Origin of the sequence: Pseudorhodoferax sp. Leaf274 (assembly GCF_001422445.1) — a bacterium.
Taxonomy (GTDB): domain Bacteria; phylum Pseudomonadota; class Gammaproteobacteria; order Burkholderiales; family Burkholderiaceae_C; genus Pseudorhodoferax.
In genome coordinates, this window is record NZ_LMNA01000001.1 from 738,493 (window position 1) to 762,660 (window position 24,168).

A 24,168-nucleotide genomic window follows, 5' to 3' on the forward strand; every position below is an offset into this window, starting at 1 on the left:
TCAGGCCGGCGGACCGAACAGCGGGTGCAGGTTGCTGTGCTTGGCGTCGAACACCTCGTGGCCTTCGTCGATCTGCAGCGTCACGCCGATGTGCCGCTCGTGGAAGATCGGCGCCAGGTGCTCGCGGACCGCGGCGATCAGGGCCTCGCCGATGCGCTGCTGCAAGGCCGCAGGACGGCCCTTGGCCATGCGCAGGTTCAGGTAGATGAAGGCGTAGTCCTGCTGGTGGTCGGCCACGGCGTGGTGCGCGGCCGCGAAGGCCAGCACGCGCGTGCCGCCGGTCGGGAACACCTGTTTGCCGCCGTCGTCGCGCTGGGCGAGCATGGTGTCGGACAGCTGCCGGCACAGCGCGCCCATGTCGGTGGCCGGTTCGATGTTGGGGCTGTAGAGCAGCACGAGATGGGGCATGGTCGGTCCTGGGGGGCGGATGTCGGCGCATTCTCGCGCGGTGCCTGTCGGACGCGGCCCTACATGGCCAGCGCCTGCGGGCCGACGGCGCGCCGCCCGCGGCGTTCCGAGAATCGGCTCTGGCGTCCAGGCGCCACCGCCCACGCACCATGCTCGACACCACCAGCCCCGCCACGGTCCGCATCACGGCCAGCCTGAGCCAGGCACGTCTGATCCGGCGCCTGCGCGAGACGCTGTTCGAGCTGCAGTGCGAGCCCGACCCCGATCCGGCCGCCATCGACCGGCTGATGCGCCGGCTGGCGCGCGTGCGCAGCCGCGACGCCCATTCCCCCGCCCACGGCTGAGGGCGCGGACACCATTTCTCCCTGCGGGAAGTGGGCCTGCCCGCGCCTACGGCCGTCTTCGAAACCATGGACAATCGCCCGCTTTCGACTGCCTTGTCCGACTTTCCAGGAGATCGCCATGACCTATCCCAGCACCCAACTCTTCATCGCCGGTGAGTGGCAGGACGCCGCCGACGGCCGCACGCTGGCCGTGTTCAACCCGTCCACGGGCAAGGAGATCGGCCGCGTGGCGCATGCCGGTATCCCCGACCTGGACCGCGCCCTGGCCGCCGCGCAGAAGGGCTTCGAAGTCTGGCGTGACATCCCGGCCATCGAGCGCGCCAAGACCATGCGCCGCGCCGCCGCGCTGATGCGCGAGCGCGCCGGCGAGATCGCCGCCGTCCTGACCCAGGAAAACGGCAAGCCGCTGGCCGAGGCCAAGGGCGAGGCCATGGCCGCGGCCGACATCATCGAGTGGTTCGCCGACGAAGGCATGCGCGTGTACGGCCGCATCGTCCCTTCGCGCAGCCTGGCCGTGCGCCAGCTGGTCGTGAAGGACCCGGTCGGCCCCGTCGCCGCGTTCACGCCCTGGAACTTCCCGATCAACCAGGTGGTGCGCAAGCTGGCCGCCGCGCTGGCCAGCGGCTGCTCCATGTTGGTCAAGGCGCCTGAAGAAACGCCGGCCGCCCCGGCCGCGCTGATCCGCGCCTTCGCCGATGCCGGCCTGCCCGCCGGCGTGGTCGGCCTGGTCTACGGCAACCCGGCCGAGATCTCCAGCTACCTGATCCCGCACCCCGTCATCCGCAAGGTGACGTTCACGGGCTCCACGCCCGTGGGCAAGCAGCTCGCCGGCCTGGCGGGCCAGCACATGAAGCGCGTGACCATGGAACTGGGCGGCCATGCCCCCGTGATCGTCTGCGACGACGCCGACATCCAGCTGGCCGTCAAGGCCGCCGGAGCCGCCAAGTTCCGCAACGCCGGCCAGGTGTGCATCTCGCCCACGCGCTTTCTGGTGCACAGCAGCGTGCAGAAGGAATTCGCCGAGACGCTGGCCACCTACGCGCGCGGCCTGAAGGTGGGCGACGGCAGCGCCGAAGGCACGCAGATGGGCCCGCTGGCCAACCCGCGCCGCCTGACCGCCATGGCCGAGTTCACGCAGGACGCGGTCAAGCAGGGCGCCAAGCTGCTGGTCGGCGGCGAGCGCATCGGCGACGCCGGCAACTTCTGGCAGCCCACCATCCTGGACGACGTGCCGCTGTCCGCCAAGGTCTTCAACGACGAGCCCTTCGGCCCAATGGCCGCGATCCGCCCGTTCGACAAGATCGAGGACGCCATCGCCGAGGCCAACCGCCTGTCCTTCGGCCTGGCGGGCTACGCCTTCACGAGCTCGTTGAAGAACGCGCACATCCTGTCGCAGCGCGTGGAGGTCGGCATGCTGTGGGTCAACCAGCCCGCCACGCCCTCGGCCGAGCTGCCGTTCGGCGGCATCAAGGATTCGGGCTACGGCTCCGAAGGCGGCCCGGAGGCCATGGAGGCCTACCTGAACACGCGCGCGGTGTCGATCACCAACGTCTGAGCGTTCGCCCGGTGCCCGATACCAACATGGAGACTTCGATGTTCCGCCGTACCTTCTGCAGCGCGCTGGCCGCCGGCGCGCTGGCGCCGGGCCTGTCGTTCGCGCAGGCCTACCCGAGCAAGCCCATCCGCCTGATCGTGCCGTTCCCGCCCGGTGGGGGCACCGACATCCTGTCGCGCCTGGTGGCGGCCAAGCTGACCGAGGTCACCAAGTGGACCGTGGTGGCCGAGAACCGCGCCGGTGCCGGCGGCACGGTGGGCATCGGCGAGGCCGTGCGCGCCGCGCCCACGGGCTACGACATGGTCATGGGCCAGAAGGACAACCTGGTCGTCGGCCCCTGGCTGTACAAGAACCTGCCCTGGGACCCCACGCGCGACCTGGTCGCGGTCTCACACATCGCCTACACGCCGGTGGTCATCGTCACGTCCAGCACCTCGCGCTTCAAGACGCTGGGCGACGTGGTGGCCGCGGCGAAGAACGCGCCCGATACCATCACCTACGGCTCGCCCGGCAACGGCACCACCATCCACCTGGCCGGCGAGATCTTCAAGACCGCGGCCGGCATCAACATCCGCCACGTGCCGTACAAGGGTTCCAACCCGGCCATGATGGACGTGCTGGCCGGCAACGTGGACCTGATGGTGTCCTCGCTGCCCTCGGCCATCGGCCAGCTCAAGTCCGGCAAGCTACGCGCCCTGGCCGTGACCTCGGCCAAGCGCAGCTCCACCGCGCCCGAGATCCCGACCGTGGCCGAGCTGGGCTACAAGGACTTCGACGTCAGCACCTGGTATGGCCTGTTCCTGCCGGCGGGCACGCCCAAGGAGATCGTCGCCACCGTGCACAACGAGGTCGACAAGCTGCTGGCCATGCCCGAGATGGTGGCCGCGGTCCAGGCCCAGGGCGCCGAGATCCAGCGCATGACGGCGGACCAGTTCGCCACGCTGGTCAAGACCGACTACCAGAAGTGGAAGGGCATCGTCGAGGCTTCGGGCGCGAAGATCGAATAGGCCAGCGGCCTACGCCGCGGCACGCGCCGGCCCGGCCGCGTGCTGGCTGCACACGATCTCGCCCAGCCGGCGCAGCCCGGCTTCCAGCGCCGGCGTCCACGGCAGGCCGCAGTTGATGCGCACGTAGTGGTCGCAGCGCGTGGTGTTGGAGAACAGCGTGCCCGGCGCCACCAGGATGTGCTCGCGCAGCGCCGCGTCGAACACCGCCGCAGACGACAGCTGCCCCGGCAGCTCCACCCACAGCTGCAGCCCGCCCGGCGGCAGGTTCAGCCGCGTGCCGGGCGGAAAGTGCTGCGCCACCGCCTCGGCCGTGCGCTCGCGCTGCGTGCGCAAGCTGGCACGCAACTGCTTCAGGTGCCGGTCGTAGGCGCCCGAGGCCATGAAGCCGCCCGCCGCCCACTGCGCCAGGGCCTCGTTGCTGCGCGACTGCGCGTACTTGAGCATCTCCACGCGCGCGTGCCAGCGGCCGGCGTGGATCCAGCCCAGCCGCAGCCCCGGCGCCAGCACCTTGTGCAGCGAGGCGCAATGGATCACGTTGCCGCTGCGGTCGAAGGACTTGAGCGCGCGCGCCGGGGCGGGCGCGTCCAGCAGTTCGCTGTAGGTGTCGTCCTCGATCAGCGCGATGCCGTGCTGTTCGCACAGCGCCGCCAGCCGGGCCTTGTGCGCGTCCGGCATCACGCTGCCGAGCGGGTTCTGCAGGTGCGGCACGACCACCACGGCCTTGATGTCGCGGTAGGCGCCGATGGCCAGCTCCAGCGCGTCGATCGACAGGCCGGTCTGCGGGCTGGTGGGAATCTCCAGCGCGCGCATGCCCAGTGTCTCCAGCACCTGCAGCAGGCCGTAGAAGGTGGGCGACTCCACCGCCACCGTGTCGCCGGGCTGGGCCACGGCGCGCAGCGCCAGGTTCAGCGCCTCGATGCAGCCGTGCGTGGGCAGCACCTCTTCGGGTGACAGCGCCATGCCCACGCGCACGGCGCGCTGGGCCACGGCCTCGCGGAACGGCGTGCGCTCGCGCGAGGGCGTGGCCTGGGTCAGCAGCTCGGGGTGTTGGCGCAGCGCACGCGTGACGGCGTTGCGCATGGCCTCGGCCGGGTACAGCGCGGGCGCGCCGCGCGCCGTCGACAGGTTCAGGTGCACCGCGTGCGCGCGCCGCTGGGTGACGAAGCTGGAGACCTTCTCGTGGATGCCGACGAACTGCGCCGGGTCGGGCGCGCGGTCGGTCGCCGGCTCGTCCATCGGCACGATCTTCAGGCGGCGCGGCCGCGTCACGAAGTAGCCCGAGCGCTCGCGCGCCTCGGCCCAGCCGTCGCTCTCCAGCAGGCGGCAGACCTGCAGCGCGGTGGACAGGCTCACGCCGTGCAGCTGCATCAGCTCGCGCAGCGAGGGCAGGCGGTCGCCTGGCTGCAGCGCTTCGGCGCGGATGGCCTGCAGGTAGTGCTCGGCGATCTGGCGGTAGCGGGGGACGTTGGGCATGGCGCGCAAGGATGTTGCGGCGATCTTGCGCCGGGCCTGGGTGGCTGGACAGATGCAGATCGCGGGCTGGCAGACCATAACAGAAGGCTTTTCGAATCCGCTGTTCCGGTGCACATCGCCAGTGCCTGTGCCTGTTCCGCCGCGGGGCGGCTGCCTACGATCTGGCCATGCCGTAACCCCTTGCGAAAGAGCACCATGGACACCGCCACCCTTCTTGCTTCCACCCCGCTGGCCGCTGGCCAGACCCTGCACCTGGCCGTGGAGGCCGGCACCGTGCTCGTGGCCGTGCAGGGCGACCTGCGCATCGACGAAGCGCCGCACTGGCTGGCCGACACGCTGCTGCCGGTGGGATGCCGGATCGGCGAAGGCCAGACCCATGTGGTGACGCGGGCCGGCTGGGTGCGCGTGGCGGCGCTGCGCGAGGCGCGGCTGGAGCAGGTCGTGCCCGTGGGGCCGTGGCCCCGGCTGGTGGCCAGGTTGGCGGGCTGGGCGCGCACGCTGCGGCTTCGGGGCGCCCATCCAGCCAAGGTGTAACAGGGCTGGCCGCCTACCCTGCTGCGCGCCGCGGAGCCGCAGAATGCGGCGATGCACTCCAGCGGCGCCCTGACGCCCTTTGCCAGCGCACTGCTGGCCTCCTACCACGCCAGCCCGTCCGGTGACGCCTTCATCGTGCTGGACGCGGCGGGCATCGTGCGCGGCTGGTCGCGCGGGAGCGAAGTCCTGCTGGGCTGGTCGGCCGAGCAGGCTGTCGGCCAGTCGATCTCGGTGATCTTCACGTCCGAAGACCGCGACCGCAAGATCGACCTCTTCGAACTCGACGTGGCGCGCACCCAGGGCCACGCCGAAGACGACCGCTGGCACATGCGGCAGGACCAGAGCCGCGTGTGGGTCACCGGCACGATGACGGCCGTGCGCGACGACGATGGTGCGCTGCTTGGCTTCGTGAAGGTGATGCGCGACCGGACCGACCTGCGCACGAAGATCGAGCGCCTCGAACAGGAACGCGACACCCTGCAGGAGCAACTGCAGCGCGCGCAGCTGTTCCTGCACACGCTGGGCCACGAGTTGCGCAATCCGCTGGCGCCGCTGTCGATGGCCGTGCACCTGATGGGCACGCGCGACACCACGCCCGCGTCGACGCAGGCGATCCAGGTCATCCAGCGGCAGATCGCCGTGCTCAAAGGCCTGGCCGACGACCTGATGGACCTGGCGCGCGCGCACCACGACGGGTTCGAGCTGGTGCTGGAGCCCGTGCACGTGCAACAGCTGCTGTCCGATGCGCTGCACGACTTGCAGCCGAACGCGCTGGCCAAGGGCATCGAGTTGCTGGCCGTGTTCCAGGAGGCACCGATCACGCTGCAGGCCGACCGGCGCCGGCTGACCCAGGTGGTGCTGAACCTGCTGGGCAACGCGCTGAAGTACACGCCCTCGGGCGGCACCGTGTTCCTGAGAGCCGGCGAAGAGGTCAACGAAGTCGTGATCCGCGTGGAAGACAGCGGCATCGGCATCGGGGCCGACATGCTGCCGCGCATCTTCGAGTTCTTCACGCAGGACGTCGGTGCCAGGAAGATGGCGCCCGGCGGGCTGGGCGTGGGGCTGGGCCTGGTGCGCCAGATCGTCGAGCTGCACGGCGGCACCGCGGCCGCGCGCAGCCCGGGGCAGGGCAAGGGTTCCGAATTCACGGTGCGCCTGCCCTTGCAGCGGCCCGCGCCGCTGCCACCCGCGCCGGTCTGAGCCCGGCCGGACGCGCGCGTCAGCCGAGCTTGCGCAGGCTCGAAAGTGCGACCTCGCCCTGCGCGGTCGAGAACACAGGGTTGGCGCCTGGTCCTTGGCCGCTTTGGCTTTGCGCAACGCCCGAAATCGACAGCTCGCCCGTGTCGTATTGCTGTACCGACCCGCCCTGGCGGATGGCCAGGCGCCGCTGCTGCGGAAAGAACGCGTACTGCAGGTCGTTCTGCGCGCCGGTGGACGAGGGGTTGGAAAGGCCCTCTGGCCACCAGCCGTCGTCCGCCTGCATGGGCTGCATCGGTGCCATGGGCTGCATCGGTTGCATGGGCTTCATGGGTTCCATCGGCTTCATCGGTTCCATCGCGCGCTCCGGCTTGTGCAAAGCCAGCAGTGTGCGGCGCGCCTGGCGCGCGCGCGTCAGGGCGCCGCCGCTTCCCGCGTAGGCCCAGCGCGCGGCCGTTGGCCGATCACCGCGCGCGCGGCGGCTGCGGCGCGCTGCCCAGTGGTGGCGCGATGTCTTCCAGCGAACGGCCCTCGGCATCGACGCCCCAGCGCCATGCGATGCCGGCGGCGACCACCACCAGCGCCGCGCCGACCGCGTAGCCCATGAAAACGTTGGCCCGGCTGCCGGTCTCGATCAGCGCGCCGAACAGCGCCGGCGCCGCAAAGCCACCCACGCCCGCACCCACGGCGAAGAAGATCGCGATCGCCATCGCGCGCATCTCCAGCGGAAACACCTCGCTGACGGTCAGGTAGGCCGAGCTGGCCGCGGCCGAGGCCAGGAAGAACACGGCAGACCAGGCCAGCGTCTGCGTCGTCGCGTCCAGCACGCCGTACAGGAAGCCCAGCCCCGTCAGCAGCAGCCCCAGGCCCGACAGGCCGTACGTGAGCGCGATCATGAAGCGGCGCCCGATGCGGTCGAACAGCGGCCCCAGCAGCAGCGGCCCCAACACATTGCCCGCGGCGAACGGCAGGATGTACAGGCCCACGCTGGCCGGCTCCACCGCATAGAAGCGCGTGAGCACCAATGCGTAGGTGAAGAAGATCGCGTTGTAGAAAAAGGCCTGCGACACCATCAGCGCCAGCACCACCGCGCTGCGCTGGCGGTAATGGTGCAGCAGCACCCAGGCCACCTGGCGGAACCCCGGCAGCGCCGTGCGGTCGGCATGCGGGCCTGCGTCGGCAGCCGCGGCGGGCTGCCAACCGGGCCGTGCGGCGCGCACCTCGGCCTCGATGGCCGAAACGATGGCCTCGGCCTCCGGTGCGCGGCCATGGGCCATCAGCCAGCGCGGGCTCTCGGGCACGTGGCGCCGCACCACCAGCACCGCCACCGACAGCACGGCCCCGAGCAAAAAGCCCAGCCGCCAGCCCAGGTCCACGGCCAGCCATCGGGTGTCCAGCAGCACCAGGCTCAGCGCCGCGCCCAGGCCTGCGCCGATCCAGAAGCTGCCGTTGATGGCCAGGCTCACACGGCCGCGCACGCGCGCCGGCACGAGTTCGTCGATGGCCGAGTTGATGGCCGCGTACTCGCCGCCGATGCCCACGCCTGTCATGAAGCGGCACACCGCGAACACCGCGAACCCGGGCGAGAACGCCGTGGCCATGGTGGCCAGCATGTACACCGCCAGCGTGATCAGGAACAGCTTCTTGCGCCCCAGCCGGTCGGCCATGCGGCCGAACACCAGCGCGCCCACCACCGTGCCGCCCACATACAGGGAGCCGGCCCAGCCCACCTGCGTGGCCGTCAACGCCAGCGTGTCGGGACGCTCCAGCATGCTGCCGAAGGAGCCGACGATGGTCACCTCCAGCCCATCGAGCACCCAGGCGATGCCCAGCGCCAGCACCACCCGCCAATGCCAGCGCGACCAGGGCAGGGCGTCCAGGCGGTGGGGGATGGTGCTCGCGGGGTGCATGGGGTGGAGGTGTAGCGCAGCCAGCCGGCGCTGTCTGTCGGTCGATGCCGCCGGCCGGGCGATGGCCTGGCGGCGCGTGGCCATGGCTGGTGCTCCGTTGGCCGTCGCAGAAGCTCAGCGGCCGGCCCATGGCGATGCTGCGGACACCACATCCCGCGCGGCTCTTGCCAGCCCGTTTCCCATGAAGCTCTTCCTCAGCCTGCCGTGGCCCCACGACAACGCCAGCAGGTTCTGGTGCGGACCGCGGGCCGGCACGGGCTGGGCGTCGCGCCCCAGCAAGTCGACCAGCTCTGGATGGCGCAATGCCGGGCCTGGGCCAGCAGGCTGATCACGGTCTTGGGACGGCCATCGGCACGCATCCGCGGCAGCTTGCCCATGACGGTGCGCGGCGCCAAGGTCCAAACGAGTTCGTACCGGCCTCTGGCAGGCCCGAAAGCGCGCCCGTGCGAACGGTTTCAGTCCACTGCCGCGACGGAGCCCCCGCGCACGCACCAGACCGGATACTTGAACATGCCGCCATCGCTGGCACCGAGGCTGCCCGTGATGCTCACGGAGCGGTAGGCCAAGGGGTAGCGATCCGCGTAATAGCGCGTCGATGTCCAGAAGGTTTCCGAGAAACCGAGTTCGAACGGGTGGCCGGCCGGCAGCGCGGGCGGAACCCCGGGCGATGCTGAAGGCACGATCAGGCTCATCATCTCGGCCACGCTGGGCTGGCGCCAACCCATCCGCCCCCCGGTGGTCGCCGACAGGCAGCGCTCGCTCGCATAGATGCCGCCGAAGACGCCGGGCGCCAGCGTCGGCGCGTAGCCGACGGGACTGGGCGTCCGCTCCCAAACCAGGCCGGTCTCGCGGTCCAGCACCGCCTCGCTCCTGAAGTTCGATAGCACGATGAAGCGTGTGGCGGCCGGCAGTGTCTGATCCCATGCTGGCGTGGCGTAGTAAGGGCCGTTCGCTGTGGTCTGGGCAGTGGCCGGCGTGGCCCATGCGCAGAGCGCCGCCAGCGCGGCCAGGACGAGTTGCGTCTTGCGTTTCATGTCGCCTCCTTCACCGGTTGATGGGTTGGCCCGCGCCGGCCGGCCAGCAGCGCCAGGCCGACGGCCATCAGCGCGACAGTGCCGGGCTCGGGAATGGGTTGGGGCACGTTGCCCACCTCGAAGCCTGGGTCCTGGCCCGGCGCGAGGAATTCGAAGGCGATGTAGGCCAGCAGCCCGTCGCCGCTGATGCCGCCCGAAAAGCCGGCCACGCCGACCAGTTTGCCGTCCAGCAGCAAGCCGCTGCTGACGATCGAGGACAGCTCGGGCTGCGCCGTACTGAACTGCGCCGCATACACGCCGTAGTAGAAGCCGCCCAGATCGACCTGTTGCACGACAGCCGGATCGAACGCAAGGTCGAAACTCCATTCCTGCAGGTTCGCCGCCTCGCGCACCTCGATCGGCAGCAGGAACTGCTCCGCGCCCAACACCGCTGGAACATAGGCCGGCACCGTGGTGACCGGGCTGCCCGCTGTGATGACCAGCGCTTGGGCGTTCGCCATGGGCAGTAACCCCGCCGCGACCAGGACCATGCCGCCCAGCCATCGCCGTGCATCGGTGCGCAATGACATCCCAACCCCTTTCGTTCGACGTTGCGCAGTTTCAGCAACGCCTCCACTTGCAGTCAATGACGCGAACACGGGATGGTCTCCATCAGCGCGGATGGGCAGCCTCGTCGAATGGAACTCCATTTGCACGACGCAATGGTGAGCAGCCTGCCAACCATTCGCTGACCTGGAAACCGGTGATGAGAACGCGTTGAAAGCGAGGTGCAGCAGGCGGCAATGCGCCCTGAGCGGAAATTCGAGCAGCACAGGCTTGACGTGACAACGTTGATGATCAAATCATCCGTATCTGCAGAGCGTTCCATGGCCGAACTTGTCCCTCTCGTTGATCAGTTGCGCGGTGGCTTCGTTGAGTGCCGTCATTTCGGTGCGATTGCCGTCGTCGACACGGCCGGCTGCGTACTGGCACATGCCGGCGATCCGTACTGGGTCACCTTCACACGCTCAACCATCAAGGCATTTCAAGCGCTGCCGCTGCTCGAATCAGGCACCGCAAACCGTCTCAACCTGGAACCAGAGCACTTGGCCCTTGTGTGTGCCAGTCACAACGGGGAGCCCAAGCACGTCAACGTTGTCCAGAGCCTGTTGGACCGGGCGGGCCAGCACCGCGACACCATGCAGTGCGGTTGCCATCCACCAATCTTCACTGAGCTTGGAATCGCCGCTCCTGAAGGATTCGTCGCCGATGTGCGACACAACAACTGCAGCGGCAAGCACGCCGGCTTTCTCGCGTACTGTGCCGATCACGGCTTGTCCACGACCGATTATCTTGAGCCGGGCCATCCGCTACAGATCGCCATCCGTCGCCACGTCGCTCGTGCAGTAGGCTTGCGCGAGGACCAGCTGAAATTCGGCATCGACGGCTGCTCTGCACCGAACTACGCAATGCCGCTTGCTCACCTTGCAAGGGGCATTGCGCGCCTTTCCAGCGGCATCCGCGACATCGAGTTCGGTGCCAGCTTTGCGCGACTGGCAGAAGCCATGGTCACGCATCCTGATCTGATCGGGGGCGAGCGGCGCAATGATGTGGCGTTCATGCGTGCAGGCCGCGGCGACTGGGTTTCCAAGATCGGCGTGGACGGTCTGCAGGTCGTGGGCAGCCGCAGCCGTGGCCTGGCGGTAGCACTCAAACTCGCTGATGGGAACATGGTCGCGCAGCACGCGGCGACCGTAGAAGTGCTGGATCAACTCGGGTGGCTGGACGATGCGCAGCGCATTGAACTTGAGCCCTGGCGAGCCAGCGAAGTGCTGAACGTGCGCGGTCACCTGGTGGGAACGCGACGTGCGACATTTGCATTGCAGTTCTCTGCGCCCTGAGGCGGGTGTGAACAGGCGGAGCAAGTTACCGCGCGCAGCCTCAACTATGTGTCGGCGGCATCCCTGCACTGGCTGACCCGGCGCACGGGGCCGCCGGCTCGCTGGGCGCAGACAACTTTATTTCTCATCTGCACCGACTGCGTTCAGCGGCCCAGCAGCCGATGCAAGCTTCGCAGCCCACCGAGCAATCGGCCGTTTTCGTCCCTAGCGTTGAGCCGGATGTGCCGTTGCTCTGGATATTCTCCGACGAAGCCGTAGTTGTAGCGGCGCAGCTTGCCGCCGAGTTCGCCGGAGCGGAGTTCTTCGGGCGTGGCGGCGGTGATGGTGATGTTTTCCATTGAGAGAAGGGTAGCCGAGCCGCGCCGCGGAGGTCCGCTATTGGCCGATGGCCGCCACTCAGCCCTCACCCCCCGAACATCCCCTCGATCTCCCCCGCATACGCCTTGTAAACACTCGCCCGCCGCACCTTCATCGTCGCCGTCACCTCCCCATCGTCGTGGTCCAGCTCCTTGGTGAGCAGGTGGAAGCGCCGGATCTGCGCCACCTGTGCCAGCCTGGCGTTGCCACGGTCGATCTCGGCCTGCACCAGGTCCCTGACCTGCGGCAGCTCCACCAGCGAACGGAAGTGCGTGAAGGCCAGGCGCTGGGCTTCGGCCCACTTGCCCACGGTCTCGTAGTCGATCTGCACCAGCGCGGCCACGAACTTGCGGCCGTCGGCCACCACGATGCATTCCTTGATGAAGGGGCTGCCCTTCATCTGGTTCTCGATCTCCGACGGGGTGAGGTTCTTGCCGCCGGCCGTGATCATGATGTCCTTGAGCCGGTCGACGATGCGGATGTGGCCGTCGGCATCCTGCTGCACCACGTCGCCCGTGTGCAGCCAGCCGTCCTGCACCGCGGCAGACGTGGCCTCGGGGCTCTTGTAGTAGCCCGCGAAGACCATGTCGCCGCGGATCTGCAACTCGCCCTGTTCGCCGATGCGCGCTTGCACGCCCAGCGTGGGCGGCCCCACGGTGCCGGCGCGCAGCTGGTCCACGGTCTGGCCCGTCACCATGCCGCTGGATTCGGTGAGGCCGTAGACCTCCACCAGCGGCAGGCCCAGCGTGCGGAAGAAGCGCACCACGTCGGGCGGGATGGGCGCCGCGCCCGTCAGCGCCACCTTGGCGGCGCGCAGGCCGATGAAGTTCTGCAGCGCACGCAGCACCGTCCAGTAGGCCAGCGCAAAGCGCAGCCGCTCGGCCAGCGTCCACTGGCTGCGCGGTCTCTCGGCCAGCGGCGCGCCGGCGGCCAGGGCGCGTGCGACCAGCGCACGCTGCAGCGGGCCGGCTTCCTGCACCTTGATGCTGATGGCCGCGTGTAGCTTCTCCCAGATGCGCGGCACGCCCAGGAACATGCTGGGCGCCACCTCGCGCAGGTCTTCCTGCACGGTGCGGATGGATTCGCCGAAGTGCACCTGCGAGCCCAGGTACAGCGGCACGAAGCAGGTCAGCATCTGCTCGGCCACGTGGCACAGCGGCAGGTACGACAGATGGGTGGTGGCGCCGGTGAGGCCCAGGCGGTGCTCGATGCCGGGCACCACGCCGCGGATGTTGCGCCACGACAGCATGGCGCCCTTGGGCGCGCCGGTGGAGCCGGATGTGTAGATCATCAGGCCGATGTCGTCCATCGTCTGCGCAGCCAGCGCCGCGTCGATGCGGCCCAGGCCCTCGCGCGCCTGCACTTCGGCGCCCAGGCGTTCCAGCTCGGCGAACGGGACGATGCGTTCGCGCACGGCGGGCGGGTAACTGGCCAGGCCCTTGGTCTCCACCACCACGATGCGCTGCAGGCGCGGCAGCTGCGCCTGCGCGTCGAGCACCTTGTCCAGCTGCTCCTGGTCTTCGCAGACCACCACCTCCACGTCGGCATGGCCCACCACGTAGGCCACCTCGTTGCTGGGGCTGGTGGGGTACACGCCCACCGTCACCGCGCCCACCAGGCCCGCGCCCATCTGCGCCAGCACCCATTCCACGCGGTTCTCGGAGATCACGCCCAGGTGGCCGCCCGCGGGCAGGCCCAAGGCCGCCAGGCCCAGGCCCACGTGGCCGGCGCGGCGCAGGTAGTCGGCCCAGGTGATGGGTTGCCAGATGCCGAAGTCCTTCTGGCGGATGGCGACGCGCGCGCCCTGGCGCTGCGCCTGTTCGCGCAGCATCTGGGGCAGGGTCTTGTGCGGCAGTTCAGGCGTGGTCATGACAACCAGCGCTTGCGGCGCTTGTAGTGCTTGAGCTCCTTGAAGCTGCGGCTCTCGCCGCTGCCGCCCACGCCCAGGTAGAACTCGCGCACATCGGGGTCGGCTGCCAGCCGCTCGGCGCTGCCGTCGATCACGATGCGTCCGCTTTCCATGATGTAGCCGAAGTCCGCCACCGCCAGCGCGATGCTGGCGTTCTGCTCCACCAGCAGCATGGAGACGCCACGCTCGGCGTTGATGCGCGCGATGATGGTGAAGATCTCCTCCACCAGCATGGGCGACAGGCCCAGCGAAGGTTCGTCCAGCAGGATCAGCTGCGGATCGGCGATCAGCGCGCGGCCGATGGCCAGCATCTGCTGTTCGCCGCCCGACAGGTAACCGGCCAGGCCCTTGCGGCGCTCGTGCAGCCGCGGGAAGTAGGCATACACCGCGTCGAAGTCCTTGGGCGCGGCCCTGCGGCCGGTCAGCGCGTAGGTGGCGGCCACCAGGTTCTCTTCCACCGTGAGGTCTTCGAACACGCGGCGGCCCTCCATCACATGGGCCAGGCCGCGGCGCACCAGCTGGTGCGGCGGCACCTGCGCCGTGGGCGCACCGTCGAACGCGATCTGCCCGGCCTGCAGCTCGCCGTCCTCCAGCGGCAGCAAACCGCAGATGGCCTTGAGCGTGGTCGACTTGCCGGCTCCGTTGCTGCCCAGCAGCGCCACGATCTGCCCGTGCGGCACGGCCAGCGACAGGCCGCGCAGCACCTGCACGACCTTGTTGTAGACCACCTCGATGTTGTTGACTTCGAGGATCGAAGAGTTCGTTTGCATGGCAGTGCCGTGAACTTGGTTTCAGCGGTCCCTCGCATGCCGCGGTGCAAAAGGCCGCGGAGCAGGCCATGCCAGCAGACGCCGCGGAACGGGCTCTGCCCGGCCGCTGGCGGCGCCCCTTGAGGGGGATGGGCTGGCTACACGAAGTGAGCCAGCCAAACGGGGTGGTCTCATCTAGAGTTTGATCCAGTCGGAGGCGGCCACCATCTTCTGCGCCTTCATGTCGGCCCGGTACACGCGGCCCACCGGGATCGAGTTGCCGCTGATCGTGATCGGCGTGCCGATCAGTCCGCCGGTGTCGAAGTCCTTGATCGTGTTCAGCGCGGCCTTCAGGTTCTTGCCGTCCAGCGGCTTGCCCGCGTCCAGCGTGCGCCTGGCCGCCTCGGTGAACAGCATGGCCGTCAGGAAGCCCTGGATGTAGGCCGTGCTCTGGTACTCGGGCCGCAGCGCGCGGATCTTTTCCAGCATCGGCGCCTTCTCGGTGTCGTAGTAGTAGCGGAACGGCATCACGCCCATGAAGCCGTCGCCGGCCTCGCCCATCTTCATGACGGTGGAGCTGTCCATGGTCCAGAAGGTGCCCATCCACTTGCTGGCCATGCCCTGCTGCTTGCCCTGCTGGATGAACTCGGGGATGGGCGCCAGCACGTAGCCGTGGAAGATGGTGTAGTCGGGCGCGGCGCGGCGCAGCTTGATCACCTCGGTCGACACGTCCACGCTGCCGGCCGGCGTCATGATCTTGACGGGCACCGACAAGCCCAGCTTCTTGGCGGTGGCCTCGCTCGCCTCGATCGGGTCGCGGCCGAATTCGGAGTCGGAGTACACGAACGCCACCTTGGCACCCGGCTTCTCCTTGGCGATGTGGTTGAGCAGGATGCCGAACATCTCGGTGTAGTCCGGCCCCACGAGGAACTGGTGCGGGTACTTGGCCGGGTTGTTCAGCTCGCTGGCAAACGAGGCGCCGGCCATCAGGATCTGGCCGCTGCGGTCGAGCTCGCCGTTGATGGTCTTGGCAAAACCCGTGGAGTCGCCGTAGTACAGGTTCACCTTGTTCTGGCTGGTGATCTTCTTGAAGGCGGCCACCGACACGTCGACCTTGTAGCCCGTGTCTTCCGGCACGTAGCGCAGCTTGCGGCCCTTGATGCCGCCCGCGTCGTTGACGATTTTCACGTAGTCGGCAATGCCGGCGTTGATGCCGATGCCGGCGAACGCGAACACGCCCGTCATGGGGATGGATCCGCCGATCACGATGTCCTCGCCCTGGGCACGCGCCGCGCGTGGCAGGGTGCCGGCCACCAGGGCCGCGCCGCCCGTCAGCACCAGTGCGCGACGGCGGGAGGAGGTCAGGGTCTGTGCTGCACGCATGGCATGTCTCCAATCAGTTTCTAAAGGGCCAGAGATGGAAGAAGCGGCGGATCCGCCGCCACATTTCGGCGAGCCCGTGCGGCTCGAACACCAGGAAACCGACGATCAGCAGGCCGAACACCACCGTGCGCACCGGCGAGAGGAACACCGCCATCTCGGTGCCACCGGGCAGCAGGTCGAACACCAGCTTCAGCAGCTCGGGCACCATGGTCATGAACACCGCGCCCAGGATGCCGCCCAGGATGGAGCCCATGCCTCCGACAATGATGGCCGCCAGGAAGAAGATCGACATCAGGAGCGGAAAGCTCTCGGGCGTGACCACGCGGAAGAAGTAGGCCCACAGCCCGCCCGCCACGCCCGCGTAGAACGACGACAGCCCGAACGACAGCAGCTTGGTGCGCAGCAGCGGGATGCCCAGCACCTCGGCCGAGATGTCGCGGTCGCGCACGGCGATGAAGGCCCGGCCCACACGTGTGCGGAACAGGTTGGCCGCGCCCAGCACCATGAGCAGCATGACGGGCACGATCAGCCAGTAGATGCGGAACGAGGTGTCCAGCGGCAGGCCGAACACCGTGGCCGGCTGCAGCGACAGGCCGGTGGTGCCGCCGGTCAGCTTGAGGTTGGCGAACAGGAAGTGCGCGATGAACGAGGCCGCGATGGTGGCGATCGCCAGGTACAGGCCCTTCACGCGCAGCGAGGGAATGCCGACCACGATGCCGCCGACCATGGCCACCAGGCCGCCGGCCAGGATGTTGAGCCCGAACGGCGTGCCCCAGCGTGCCTGCAGGATGGCCACGGTGTAGGCGCCCAGGCCCATGAAGGCCGCCTGGCCCAGGCTCACAAGGCCGGTGTAGCCGGTCAGGATGTTGAGGCCCGTGGCGCTGGCGACGTTGATGGCGACCAGGCAGGCCAGGTAGAGCCAGTAATCGCTCGCCACGAACGGGAACAGCACGAGCAGCGCGGCGCCGATGGCGAGCCACACCTTCTGCGTGCGCGAGTCGAACAGCGCGGCGTCGGCAACGTAGGTCTGCTTGAGGGTTCCGATCCGCATCAGAGTCTTTCGATCTCGCGCGTGCCGAACAGGCCGTACGGCCGGATCATGAGCACGACCACCAGCACGATGAAGGTCGCCAGCAGCTTGTACTCGCCGCCCAGGAAGGCCCCGGCCAGTGCCTCGATGAGCCCGATCAACAGCCCGCCGACCAACGCACCCAGCACGCTGTCGAGCCCGCCCACGATCACCACCACCAGCACCGACAACCCGAACACGCCCATCGACGACGAGATGCCGCCGATGGCGCCGACGACGATGCCGGCCACCGCGGCGATCATGGCCGACGCCACCCAGGCCAGCGAGAACACACGCGGCACGTTGATGCCCATCATGGTGGCCGCGCCCTGGTCGGACGCGGTGGCGCGCAGCGCCACGCCACCGCGCCAGAAGCGGAACAGCAGCAGCACCAGCGCGATCAGCACCAGCGCGGCCAGCGCGCCGTAGGCCACCTTGGGCGCGAGGAAGGCCTCGCCCACCATCACGGGCGCGGTCGGAAAGAACTCGGGCAGCCGGCGCTGGTCGGCCGTCCAGATGATCTCCACCAGCCCCACCAGGATGGACGCCAGCCCCACCGTGACCATGAACACCGAGATCGGCGGCTCGCCCAGCAGCGGGCGGATCATGGTGCGCTCGACCACCGCGCCCAGCAGCCCCGTGCCCAGCACCGCGCCCAGCACGGCCAGCCAGACCGGCAGCGCCATGGTCGTGGCAAAAGCGAAGAACAGGTAGGCGCCCACCATCAGCATCTCGCCGATGGCGATGTTGACCACGCGCGTGGCCTTGTAGACCAGCACAAAGGCCAGCGCTGCGAGCGCGTAGAGCCCGCCGCCGGCGATGCCGGTCAGCGCGATCTCGAACAGGTAGGCCCAGTCCATCATGCCGTGGCACCGCGCAGCTTGGCGCGCAGAGTGCTGACGTCGCCGGCGCCGAGGTACGCACGCACCACCTCGGGATTGGCCTGCACCTCTTGCGGCTTGCCCTGCGCGATCACCTGCCCGAAGTTCAGCACCACCACGTGGTCCGACAGGTCCATCACCATGGCCATGTCGTGCTCCACCATCAGCACGGTGATGCCCCATTCGCGCCGCACGTCGAGGATGAAGCGCGCCATGTCTTCCGTTTCCTCGCGGTTCATGCCGGCCACGGGTTCGTCGAGCATCAGCACCTTGGGCTGCATGGCGAGTGCCCGCGCCATCTCCACGCGCTTTTGCAGGCCGTAGGGCAGGGCGGCCACGCTGGCGTGGCGGATGTGGTCGATCTCCAGGAAGTCGATGATGCGTTCCTCGACATCGCGGCGCAGCTCGGCTTCTTCTCGGCGCGCGCGGCCCAGGTAGAACAGCGCGTCCAGCACATGGGTCTTCAGGTGCGCGTGGCGGCCCAGCTTGATGTTGTCCAGCACCGTCATGCCGCGGAACAGCGCGATGTTCTGGAAGCTGCGCGCCAGGCCCATCGCGGCGCGCCGGGGTGCCGCAACGCGCGTGATGTCGGTGCCGTCGAACTGCACGCTGCCAGCGGTGGGCCGGTAGAAGCCCGAGATGGTGTTGAACAGCGAGGTCTTGCCGGCGCCGTTGGGGCCGATCACCGCCGTGATGCTGCCGGGCTGCACGTCGAAGCCCACGCCGTTGAGTGCCTTGACCCCGCCGAACGCCAGCGTCAGCGCCTCGACGCGCAACACGGGCGCGGCAGGGCGGGGCGGGGAGGCGGTGTGCATGGCGGCAATGGGGCAGCGACAGGGCGAACGGGCTACGGGTTTGTTCCTGCATGCCGGCGGGGCTACTGGTTCGTAGAATTCCTACCCGCCGGTAACGCGCGATCTTCGTGACAACGCGTAACCCACGGCATCGGGAAATACCCTGCGACTTCAAGCCATGAGCACCACGCCACGCCGCCGCGCCGCCCGGGCCATCGCATCGCCCTGGCTGGCCGGCGGCGCGCGCGTGGACCAGCGCGAGAAGAAGCGCCAGGCCGTGCTGCAGACGGCGGCGCGGCTGTTCAACGAACGCGGTTTCCACGCCACCTCGCTCGACGACATTGCAGACCGGCTGCACGTGAGCAAGCCCACGCTGTACTACTACGTCAAGAGCAAGGACGACATCCTGCTCGAATGCGTGCGCACCGCGCTGGCGCTGATGCAGCAGGGCATCGCCGCCGTGCGCCAGCGCGGCGGCCGGGCGCTCGACCAGCTGCAGGCCTGCATGCGCAGCTACGCCGCCATCGTCATGGACGACTTCGGCCAGTGCGTGATCCGCATCGGCGAAGACCCGCTGCCGCCGCCGCTGCGCAAGGAGCTGCGGCGCCTGAAGGCCGGCATCGACCACGAGTTCCGCCGCCTGATCGAGGAAGGCGTGGCCGAGGGGTCGCTCGTGCCGTGCGATCCCAAGCTGGCGGCCTTCATGCTGGCCGGCGCGCTGAGCTGGGTCGGCCGCTGGTACCGGCCCGACGGCGCGATGACGCCCGACCAGATCGCCGACCAGGGCATCGCGCTGCTGCTGGGCGGCGTGCTGGCCCCGGTTCCCTCTGTGCCCCCCGCGCGCAAGCGCGCACCACGAAAGACATCCACATGACCCAGGACAACGCCCCCCTGCAAACCGGCCGCGAAGGCGCCGTCGCCACGCTGCGCTTCAACCGCCCGGCCGCGCTGAACGCGCTCGACGTGCCCATGGCCGAGGCCTTCCTGGCAGCGGCGCGGGCCATCGCCGCAGACAAGAGCGTGCGCGCCGTGCTGATGTCGGGCGCCGGCAAGGGCTTCATGGCCGGCGGCGACCTGTCGGTGCTGCAGGCCGACCCGCAGGGCGGTGCCAAGGCCTTGATCGGCCCGTTGCACGAGGCCCTGGTGGTGCTGGCCGGCATCGATGCGCCCATCGTGGCGCAGGTGCATGGCGTGGCGGCCGGCGCTGGCCTGTCGCTCATGCTGCAGGCCGACTTCGTGCTCGCGGCCGAAGGCACGCGCTTCAACCTGGCCTACGTGAACATCGGCGCCAGCTGCGACGTGGGCGCCTCCTGGGCGCTGCCGCGCTGGGTCGGCCTGCGCCGCGCGCTGGAGATCGCGATGCTGGGCGACATGCTGGACGCGGCGGCGGCCGAGCGCATGGGCCTGGTCAACCAGGTGCTGCCGGCCGATGCGCTGCCCGAGGCCGCGATGGTGCTGGCGCAGCGGCTTGCCCATGGCCCCACGGTGGCGCTGGGGCAGTTGCGCCGGCTCATGCGCGGCAGCTTCGACCGCACGCTGCCCGAGCAGCTCGACGCCGAATCGGCTGCGTTCCAGGTCTGCGCGGCCACGCAGGACTTCCGCACCGGCGTGGACGCCTTCTTCGCGCGCGGCAAGGCGCAGTTCCAGGGAAGCTGAACGGCGGCCCGGACAGGGCTGGCCGGCCGCGGCTCAGGCGGTCCAGAGCCGTTCGTAGCCATGGCGCTCGAACCGCTCGATCATGGCGTCCATGAACAGCCGCACCTTGGCCGGCAGATGCCGCCGGCTCTGGAACGCGAAGTTGATCGTGAGGCGCGGCAGATCCCAATCGTCCAGTACCGGCACCAGCCGCCCCGCCGCCAGGTGCGCGTGCACGATGTACTTGGGTTGCACGAGGATGCCCAGGCCGGACAGCGCGGCCTGCACCACGATCTGGCCATCGCTGGCTTCCAGCAGCGGCTTGACCGCCACATCCTGCCTGTCGTCCCCTCGGCGAAAGCTCAGGCGGTGGGGGTCGATGGCATGCGTGTAGACCAGCATCCTGTGCTGCGCGAGGTCGCCGGGCGTCCGGGGCAAGCCGTGCTGCTCCAGGTAGGCGGGCGCCGCCGCCAGCACGCGCCGCGTGGCGGCCAGCCTGCGGATCGTGATGTTCGAATCGGCCTCGAACTGGCGGGTGCGGATGGCCAGGTCGATGTTGTTGTCGATGATGTCGTAGTACCGGTTGGCCGAGACGATGTCCACCGAGATGTCCGGGTACCTGCGCGTGAACTCGGGCAGCAGGGGCTCGATGTGCAGCAGGCAGAACGACAGCGATGCCGTGATCCGCAACACGCCGGTCGGCCTGGCGGTCGAATCGGTGACGGCTTCCTCCGCCTCGCGCAGGTCTGACATCAGCGACCGGGTCCGCCGGTAGAACTCGATGCCCGCATCGGTCAGGTAGAGCTGCCGGGTCGTTCGGTGCACCAGCCTGACGCCCAGGTGCTCCTCGAGCGCGACCAGGTGGCGGCTGGCGGCCGATGTCGAGATGTCCAGCGCCTCGGAGGCCTTGGTCAGGCTCCCGGTCTCCGCCACCTGGACGAACAGGCTCACCGCCGCAAAACGATCCATGGTCTTAGTTTCCCGATACGCGGGAAAGAATTTCCCAAATGCGCGCTTTTCTGCCGGCTATCGTGAATCTACCATCTGCCCAATGATCAAGCACATCGTCATGTGGAAGCTTCGCGGCGACACCCCTGCCGACCGGCAGGCTGCAGCGCTGTTCCTCAAGAGCCGCTTCGAAAGCCTGGTCGGGCAGATCCCGGGCATGGCGCACCTCGAAGTCGGCCTGGACTGCAGCCAGGTGGACTACGCCTGCGATGTCGTCCTGTACTCGGAGTTCGAGTCGCAGCAGGCGCTGCAGGCGTACGCGGTGCACCCGGCGCACCTGCGCGTGCGCGACGAGCTGGGCGGCATGCGCATCGCACGCCACCAGGTCGACTATGCCGGCGGTGCGGCGCGGGCCGCGGGCAGCTGACCCGCATTCGCTTGGCTTCACAAGGCCGGTGTTCGGCCCATACAACAGGAGAGACAACCATGGCATTCGCATCCCTTCGCCCCCTGAAAGATTCGACAGCCGTTCTGGCCTTGCTCGCCGCGGGCCTGTGCGCCGCGCACGCGCAGGACCGCTATCCCAGCAAGCCCATCCGCGTCATCGTGCCGTTTCCGGCGGGCACGGCGCCGGACGTCATGGCGCGCTACTGGGGCGACCGCGTTTCCAAGCAGCTGCAACAGCCCGTGGTGGTGGAGAACAAGGCCGGTGCGTCGACCATCGTCGGCACGCAGGCGGCAGTCGCCGCGCCGGCCGATGGCTACACGCTGCTCTACACGGCCAGCGGCACGGTCACCATCAATCCCTTCGTCTACAAGAAGATGCCCTACCAGGCACACGACCTCGTGCCCGTGACGCGGATGCTGTCGATCCCGCTGGTGGTCTCCGTGTCCAGCCAATCGCCCTACAGGACGGCGGCAGACCTGATCAAGGACGCCAAGGCCCGGCCCGGCAGCGTGAGCTATGCGTCCTACGGTGTCGGCACCGTGCCGCACATGTCGATGGCGTACTTCGCGAACAGCGCGGGCCTCAAGCTCAACCACGTGCCCTACCGCGACGGCGGCGTGACCGACCTGATCGGCGGGCGGGTCGACACGGCCTTCTCTCCCATCGCCGACGTGCTGCAGCACATCAAGTCGGGCAGGATCCGGCCGCTGGCGGTGTCCAGCCCCGGCCGGCTCGAATCCCTGCCGCAGGTGCCGACCGTGGCGGAAGCCTTCCCCGGCTTCGAGGGCGACTCGTGGCACGGCGTGTTCGCGCTCAAGGGCACGCCGCAGGCGGTGGTCGATGTGATTGCCGGCGTGTCGCGCCAGATCGCCGAATCGGCCGAATACCGCCGCTACTTGGCCGAGCTGGGCCTGGTGCCGGTCGGCGGTTCGTCGGCAGACTTCGTGCAGGTCATCGAGGCCGAATCGAAGCGCTGGGCCAAGGTCGTCAAGGACAACGACATCACGCTTGAATGAACCCTCCACCCGGAAAGAAGAACAGCATGCAGAACATCGACGTCGTCGCCCTGTGCGGCAGCTTGCGCAGCGCCTCCCTCAACCGCCGCGTCATCCGGCTCGCGCAGGAGGTCATGCCCGCGCACATGGCCATCGAGGAACTCGACTGGCGCGCCGTGCCGGTCCTGGATGCCGACGACCTGGCGCGCGGTTTTCCGGCGCCGGTGGCTGCGTTGCGCGAACGCATCCGCGCGGCAGATGCGGTGCTGATCGCCACGCCGGAGTACAACTTCAGCATCCCGGGCGGCCTCAAGAACCTGATCGACTGGCTGAGCCGCGGAGACGACCAGCCGTTCAACGAGAAGCCCGTGGCCATCGTGACGGCGTCCCCCGGCCCCGTCGGTGGCGCCCGTGTGCAGTACGACCTGCGCAAGGTGCTGCTGTTCATGAACGCCATGCCGCTGGCCAAGCCCGAGGTGTTCATCGGCGGGGCGGCCGCCAAGTTCGATGCGGACACCGGTGCCTGCACCGACGCCGCGACGCGCGACTTCGTGGCCAAGCAGATGGCCGCCTTGGCGCGCTGGGTGCAGGTCGTGCAGAGAATGCACGGCGCCGCCTGAGCCACCGGGCGGCAGCATCCGCTGCCACGCGACGAACACAGGAGCCTCCATGCCGATGCACCCACCCGACACGAACCACAACGGCCTGCCGTACTTCAGCGAGGAGAACTCGCAGGCGGTCGTCAATGCGCGCATGGGGGAAGACATCAACCCGCGCCTGCGGCAGGTGATGGCCACCCTGGTCAAGCACCTGCACGCGGCCGTCAAGGAGATCGAGCCCACGCACGAGGAATGGCTGGCCGCCATCAAGTTCCTGACGGAGACCGGCCAGATGTGCAACGCATGGCGCCAGGAGTTCATCCTGCTGTCGGACGTGCTGGGCGTCTCGATGCTGGTGGATTCCATCAACAACCGGCGGCCCAGCGGCGCCACGCCCAACACCATCCTCGGCCCCTTCTTCGTGGACGGCGCGCCGCGCTACCTGCTCGGCGGCAACATCTGCCTCGATGGCAAGGGCGAGCCCCTGGTGGTGCGCGGCCGGGTCGTGGACACGCAGGGCCGGCCAGTGGCCGGCGCCATGCTGGACGTGTGGCAGACCAACGACGACGGCTTCTACGACGTGCAGCAGCACGGCATCCAGCCCGAAGGCAACCTGCGCGGCGTGTTCGAGGCCGACGCCGACGGGTGCTACTGGTTCAAGTCGGTCAAGCCACGCCACTACCCCATCCCTGCGGACGGGCCGGTCGGCCAGCTGCTCGGCCACTTGGGGCGCCACCCGAACCGGGCGGCGCACCTGCACTTCATCGTCACGGCGGCCGGGCACCAGCCGGTGATCACGCACATCTTCACGCCCGACTGCCCCTACCTGCAGCAGGACGCGGTGTTCGGCGTCAAGCAGGACCTCGTCGCCGACTTCCAGCAGGTCACCGACCCGGAGCAGGCTGCACGCTTCGGCATGGCAGCGCCGTTCTGGCGCGTGGACTGGGACTTCGTGCTGGCACCGGCGGCGGGCACGGCGTCGCGCGAGGAGCTGATCGGCCGCATCACCACCGGCTGAGGCGCGGCCCGGCCGCCGCAGGCGGCTGGCTATAGTCGCCC

At 69.0% G+C, this 24,168-nt stretch carries 26 protein-coding genes; 12 read left to right on the top strand and 14 right to left on the bottom strand.

Annotation, left to right across the window (positions count from 1 at the left end; translation table 11 throughout):
• Window positions 1-408, bottom strand: a complete 408-nt coding sequence (locus tag ASF44_RS03350) for a 5-carboxymethyl-2-hydroxymuconate Delta-isomerase (RefSeq protein WP_056897722.1) — start codon at window positions 406-408, stop codon at window positions 1-3.
• A 149-nt stretch (window positions 409-557) separates the two neighbouring features.
• Here ASF44_RS03350 and ASF44_RS03355 point away from each other — a divergent pair, with 149 nt between their 5' ends.
• From ASF44_RS03355 to ASF44_RS03365, 3 genes are all read left to right on the top strand, one after another.
• Window positions 558-752 (top strand): hypothetical protein, encoded by a 195-nt coding sequence (locus ASF44_RS03355; RefSeq protein ID WP_056897723.1) that lies wholly within the window; start codon window positions 558-560, stop codon window positions 750-752.
• A 118-nt stretch (window positions 753-870) separates the two neighbouring features.
• Window positions 871-2,307, top strand: a complete 1,437-nt coding sequence (locus tag ASF44_RS03360) for an NAD-dependent succinate-semialdehyde dehydrogenase (RefSeq protein ID WP_056897724.1) — start codon at window positions 871-873, stop codon at window positions 2,305-2,307.
• Window positions 2,308-2,345: 38 nt separating this feature from the next.
• The gene (locus ASF44_RS03365; protein ID WP_056897725.1) at window positions 2,346-3,314 is read left to right on the top strand and encodes a tripartite tricarboxylate transporter substrate binding protein; all 969 of its coding nucleotides are present in this window, start codon (window positions 2,346-2,348) and stop codon (window positions 3,312-3,314) included.
• Window positions 3,315-3,323: 9 nt separating this feature from the next.
• Here the strand turns inward: ASF44_RS03365 and ASF44_RS03370 are convergent, their stop codons facing one another.
• Window positions 3,324-4,787, bottom strand: a complete 1,464-nt coding sequence (locus ASF44_RS03370) for a PLP-dependent aminotransferase family protein (protein WP_056897726.1) — start codon at window positions 4,785-4,787, stop codon at window positions 3,324-3,326.
• 195 nt (window positions 4,788-4,982) lie between these two features.
• On the opposite strand from ASF44_RS03370, the gene ASF44_RS03375 reads away from it, so the two are divergent.
• On the top strand, window positions 4,983-5,321 hold the full coding sequence (locus tag ASF44_RS03375; RefSeq protein WP_056897727.1) for a hypothetical protein: 339 nt from the start codon (window positions 4,983-4,985) through the stop codon (window positions 5,319-5,321).
• A gap of 51 nt (window positions 5,322-5,372) precedes the next feature.
• Window positions 5,373-6,521, top strand: coding sequence for a PAS domain-containing sensor histidine kinase (locus ASF44_RS03380; RefSeq protein WP_056897728.1), 1,149 nt, complete (start codon window positions 5,373-5,375; stop codon window positions 6,519-6,521).
• A 19-nt stretch (window positions 6,522-6,540) separates the two neighbouring features.
• Here the strand turns inward: ASF44_RS03380 and ASF44_RS31480 are convergent, their stop codons facing one another.
• The 4 genes from ASF44_RS31480 to ASF44_RS31490 form a co-directional block, all read right to left on the bottom strand.
• Complete coding sequence (locus ASF44_RS31480) at window positions 6,541-6,897, bottom strand: hypothetical protein (RefSeq protein ID WP_235579110.1); 357 nt, start codon at window positions 6,895-6,897, stop codon at window positions 6,541-6,543.
• A gap of 85 nt (window positions 6,898-6,982) precedes the next feature.
• Window positions 6,983-8,428, bottom strand: a complete 1,446-nt coding sequence (locus ASF44_RS03390; RefSeq protein WP_056898184.1) for an MFS transporter — start codon at window positions 8,426-8,428, stop codon at window positions 6,983-6,985.
• Window positions 8,429-8,883: 455 nt separating this feature from the next.
• Window positions 8,884-9,462, bottom strand: coding sequence for a DUF1566 domain-containing protein (locus ASF44_RS31485; RefSeq protein WP_056897730.1), 579 nt, complete (start codon window positions 9,460-9,462; stop codon window positions 8,884-8,886).
• A complete protein-coding gene (locus ASF44_RS31490) occupies window positions 9,459-10,031 on the bottom strand; it encodes a PEP-CTERM sorting domain-containing protein (protein WP_162243778.1) in 573 nt (190 codons plus the stop codon). Before ASF44_RS31490 ends, ASF44_RS31485 begins: the two co-directional genes overlap by 4 nt.
• 297 nt (window positions 10,032-10,328) lie before the next feature.
• On the opposite strand from ASF44_RS31490, the gene ASF44_RS30800 reads away from it, so the two are divergent.
• On the top strand, window positions 10,329-11,342 hold the full coding sequence (locus ASF44_RS30800; RefSeq protein ID WP_082524547.1) for an asparaginase: 1,014 nt from the start codon (window positions 10,329-10,331) through the stop codon (window positions 11,340-11,342).
• 143 nt (window positions 11,343-11,485) lie between these two features.
• Here ASF44_RS30800 and ASF44_RS03410 read toward each other — a convergent pair whose 3' ends face one another.
• The 7 genes from ASF44_RS03410 to ASF44_RS03440 form a co-directional block, all read right to left on the bottom strand.
• Entirely contained in the window at window positions 11,486-11,680 is a 195-nt protein-coding gene (locus tag ASF44_RS03410) for a hypothetical protein (protein WP_235579111.1), read from the bottom strand.
• 65 nt (window positions 11,681-11,745) lie between these two features.
• Window positions 11,746-13,569: a long-chain fatty acid--CoA ligase gene (locus ASF44_RS03415; RefSeq protein ID WP_056897733.1), complete on the bottom strand. Its 1,824-nt coding sequence runs from the start codon at window positions 13,567-13,569 to the stop codon at window positions 11,746-11,748.
• Entirely contained in the window at window positions 13,566-14,378 is an 813-nt protein-coding gene (locus ASF44_RS03420; RefSeq protein ID WP_056897734.1) for an ABC transporter ATP-binding protein, read from the bottom strand. Before ASF44_RS03420 ends, ASF44_RS03415 begins: the two co-directional genes overlap by 4 nt.
• 174 nt (window positions 14,379-14,552) lie before the next feature.
• A complete protein-coding gene (locus ASF44_RS03425; RefSeq protein ID WP_056897735.1) occupies window positions 14,553-15,740 on the bottom strand; it encodes an ABC transporter substrate-binding protein in 1,188 nt (395 codons plus the stop codon).
• Between the two features lie 13 nt (window positions 15,741-15,753).
• On the bottom strand, window positions 15,754-16,791 hold the full coding sequence (locus ASF44_RS03430) for a branched-chain amino acid ABC transporter permease (RefSeq protein ID WP_056897736.1): 1,038 nt from the start codon (window positions 16,789-16,791) through the stop codon (window positions 15,754-15,756).
• Complete coding sequence (locus ASF44_RS03435) at window positions 16,791-17,672, bottom strand: branched-chain amino acid ABC transporter permease (RefSeq protein WP_056897737.1); 882 nt, start codon at window positions 17,670-17,672, stop codon at window positions 16,791-16,793. Before ASF44_RS03435 ends, ASF44_RS03430 begins: the two co-directional genes overlap by 1 nt.
• Complete coding sequence (locus tag ASF44_RS03440) at window positions 17,669-18,505, bottom strand: ABC transporter ATP-binding protein (protein ID WP_056897738.1); 837 nt, start codon at window positions 18,503-18,505, stop codon at window positions 17,669-17,671. Before ASF44_RS03440 ends, ASF44_RS03435 begins: the two co-directional genes overlap by 4 nt.
• Window positions 18,506-18,662: 157 nt before the next feature.
• Between ASF44_RS03440 and ASF44_RS03445 the strand changes: the two genes are divergently transcribed.
• Both ASF44_RS03445 and ASF44_RS03450 read left to right on the top strand, forming a co-directional pair.
• Window positions 18,663-19,358 carry a TetR/AcrR family transcriptional regulator gene (locus tag ASF44_RS03445; protein ID WP_056897739.1) on the top strand — a complete coding sequence of 232 codons (696 nt, stop codon included), beginning with the start codon at window positions 18,663-18,665 and terminating at the stop codon, window positions 19,356-19,358.
• On the top strand, window positions 19,355-20,140 hold the full coding sequence (locus ASF44_RS03450) for an enoyl-CoA hydratase/isomerase family protein (RefSeq protein ID WP_056897740.1): 786 nt from the start codon (window positions 19,355-19,357) through the stop codon (window positions 20,138-20,140). The genes ASF44_RS03445 and ASF44_RS03450 overlap by 4 nt, the downstream gene beginning before the upstream one ends.
• 33 nt (window positions 20,141-20,173) lie before the next feature.
• Here the strand turns inward: ASF44_RS03450 and ASF44_RS03455 are convergent, their stop codons facing one another.
• The gene (locus ASF44_RS03455; RefSeq protein WP_056897741.1) at window positions 20,174-21,088 is read right to left on the bottom strand and encodes a LysR family transcriptional regulator; all 915 of its coding nucleotides are present in this window, start codon (window positions 21,086-21,088) and stop codon (window positions 20,174-20,176) included.
• 82 nt (window positions 21,089-21,170) lie between these two features.
• Between ASF44_RS03455 and ASF44_RS03460 the strand changes: the two genes are divergently transcribed.
• From ASF44_RS03460 to ASF44_RS03475, 4 genes are read left to right on the top strand one after another with little or no spacing between them, the layout of a single operon-like run.
• Window positions 21,171-21,494 carry a Dabb family protein gene (locus ASF44_RS03460; protein WP_056897742.1) on the top strand — a complete coding sequence of 108 codons (324 nt, stop codon included), beginning with the start codon at window positions 21,171-21,173 and terminating at the stop codon, window positions 21,492-21,494.
• A 59-nt stretch (window positions 21,495-21,553) separates the two neighbouring features.
• Entirely contained in the window at window positions 21,554-22,531 is a 978-nt protein-coding gene (locus ASF44_RS03465; RefSeq protein ID WP_056897743.1) for a tripartite tricarboxylate transporter substrate binding protein, read from the top strand.
• Window positions 22,532-22,557: 26 nt separating this feature from the next.
• The gene (locus ASF44_RS03470; protein ID WP_156374334.1) at window positions 22,558-23,130 is read left to right on the top strand and encodes an NADPH-dependent FMN reductase; all 573 of its coding nucleotides are present in this window, start codon (window positions 22,558-22,560) and stop codon (window positions 23,128-23,130) included.
• 49 nt (window positions 23,131-23,179) lie between these two features.
• On the top strand, window positions 23,180-24,127 hold the full coding sequence (locus ASF44_RS03475; RefSeq protein WP_056897744.1) for an intradiol ring-cleavage dioxygenase: 948 nt from the start codon (window positions 23,180-23,182) through the stop codon (window positions 24,125-24,127).
• Window positions 24,128-24,168 lie beyond the last annotated feature (41 nt).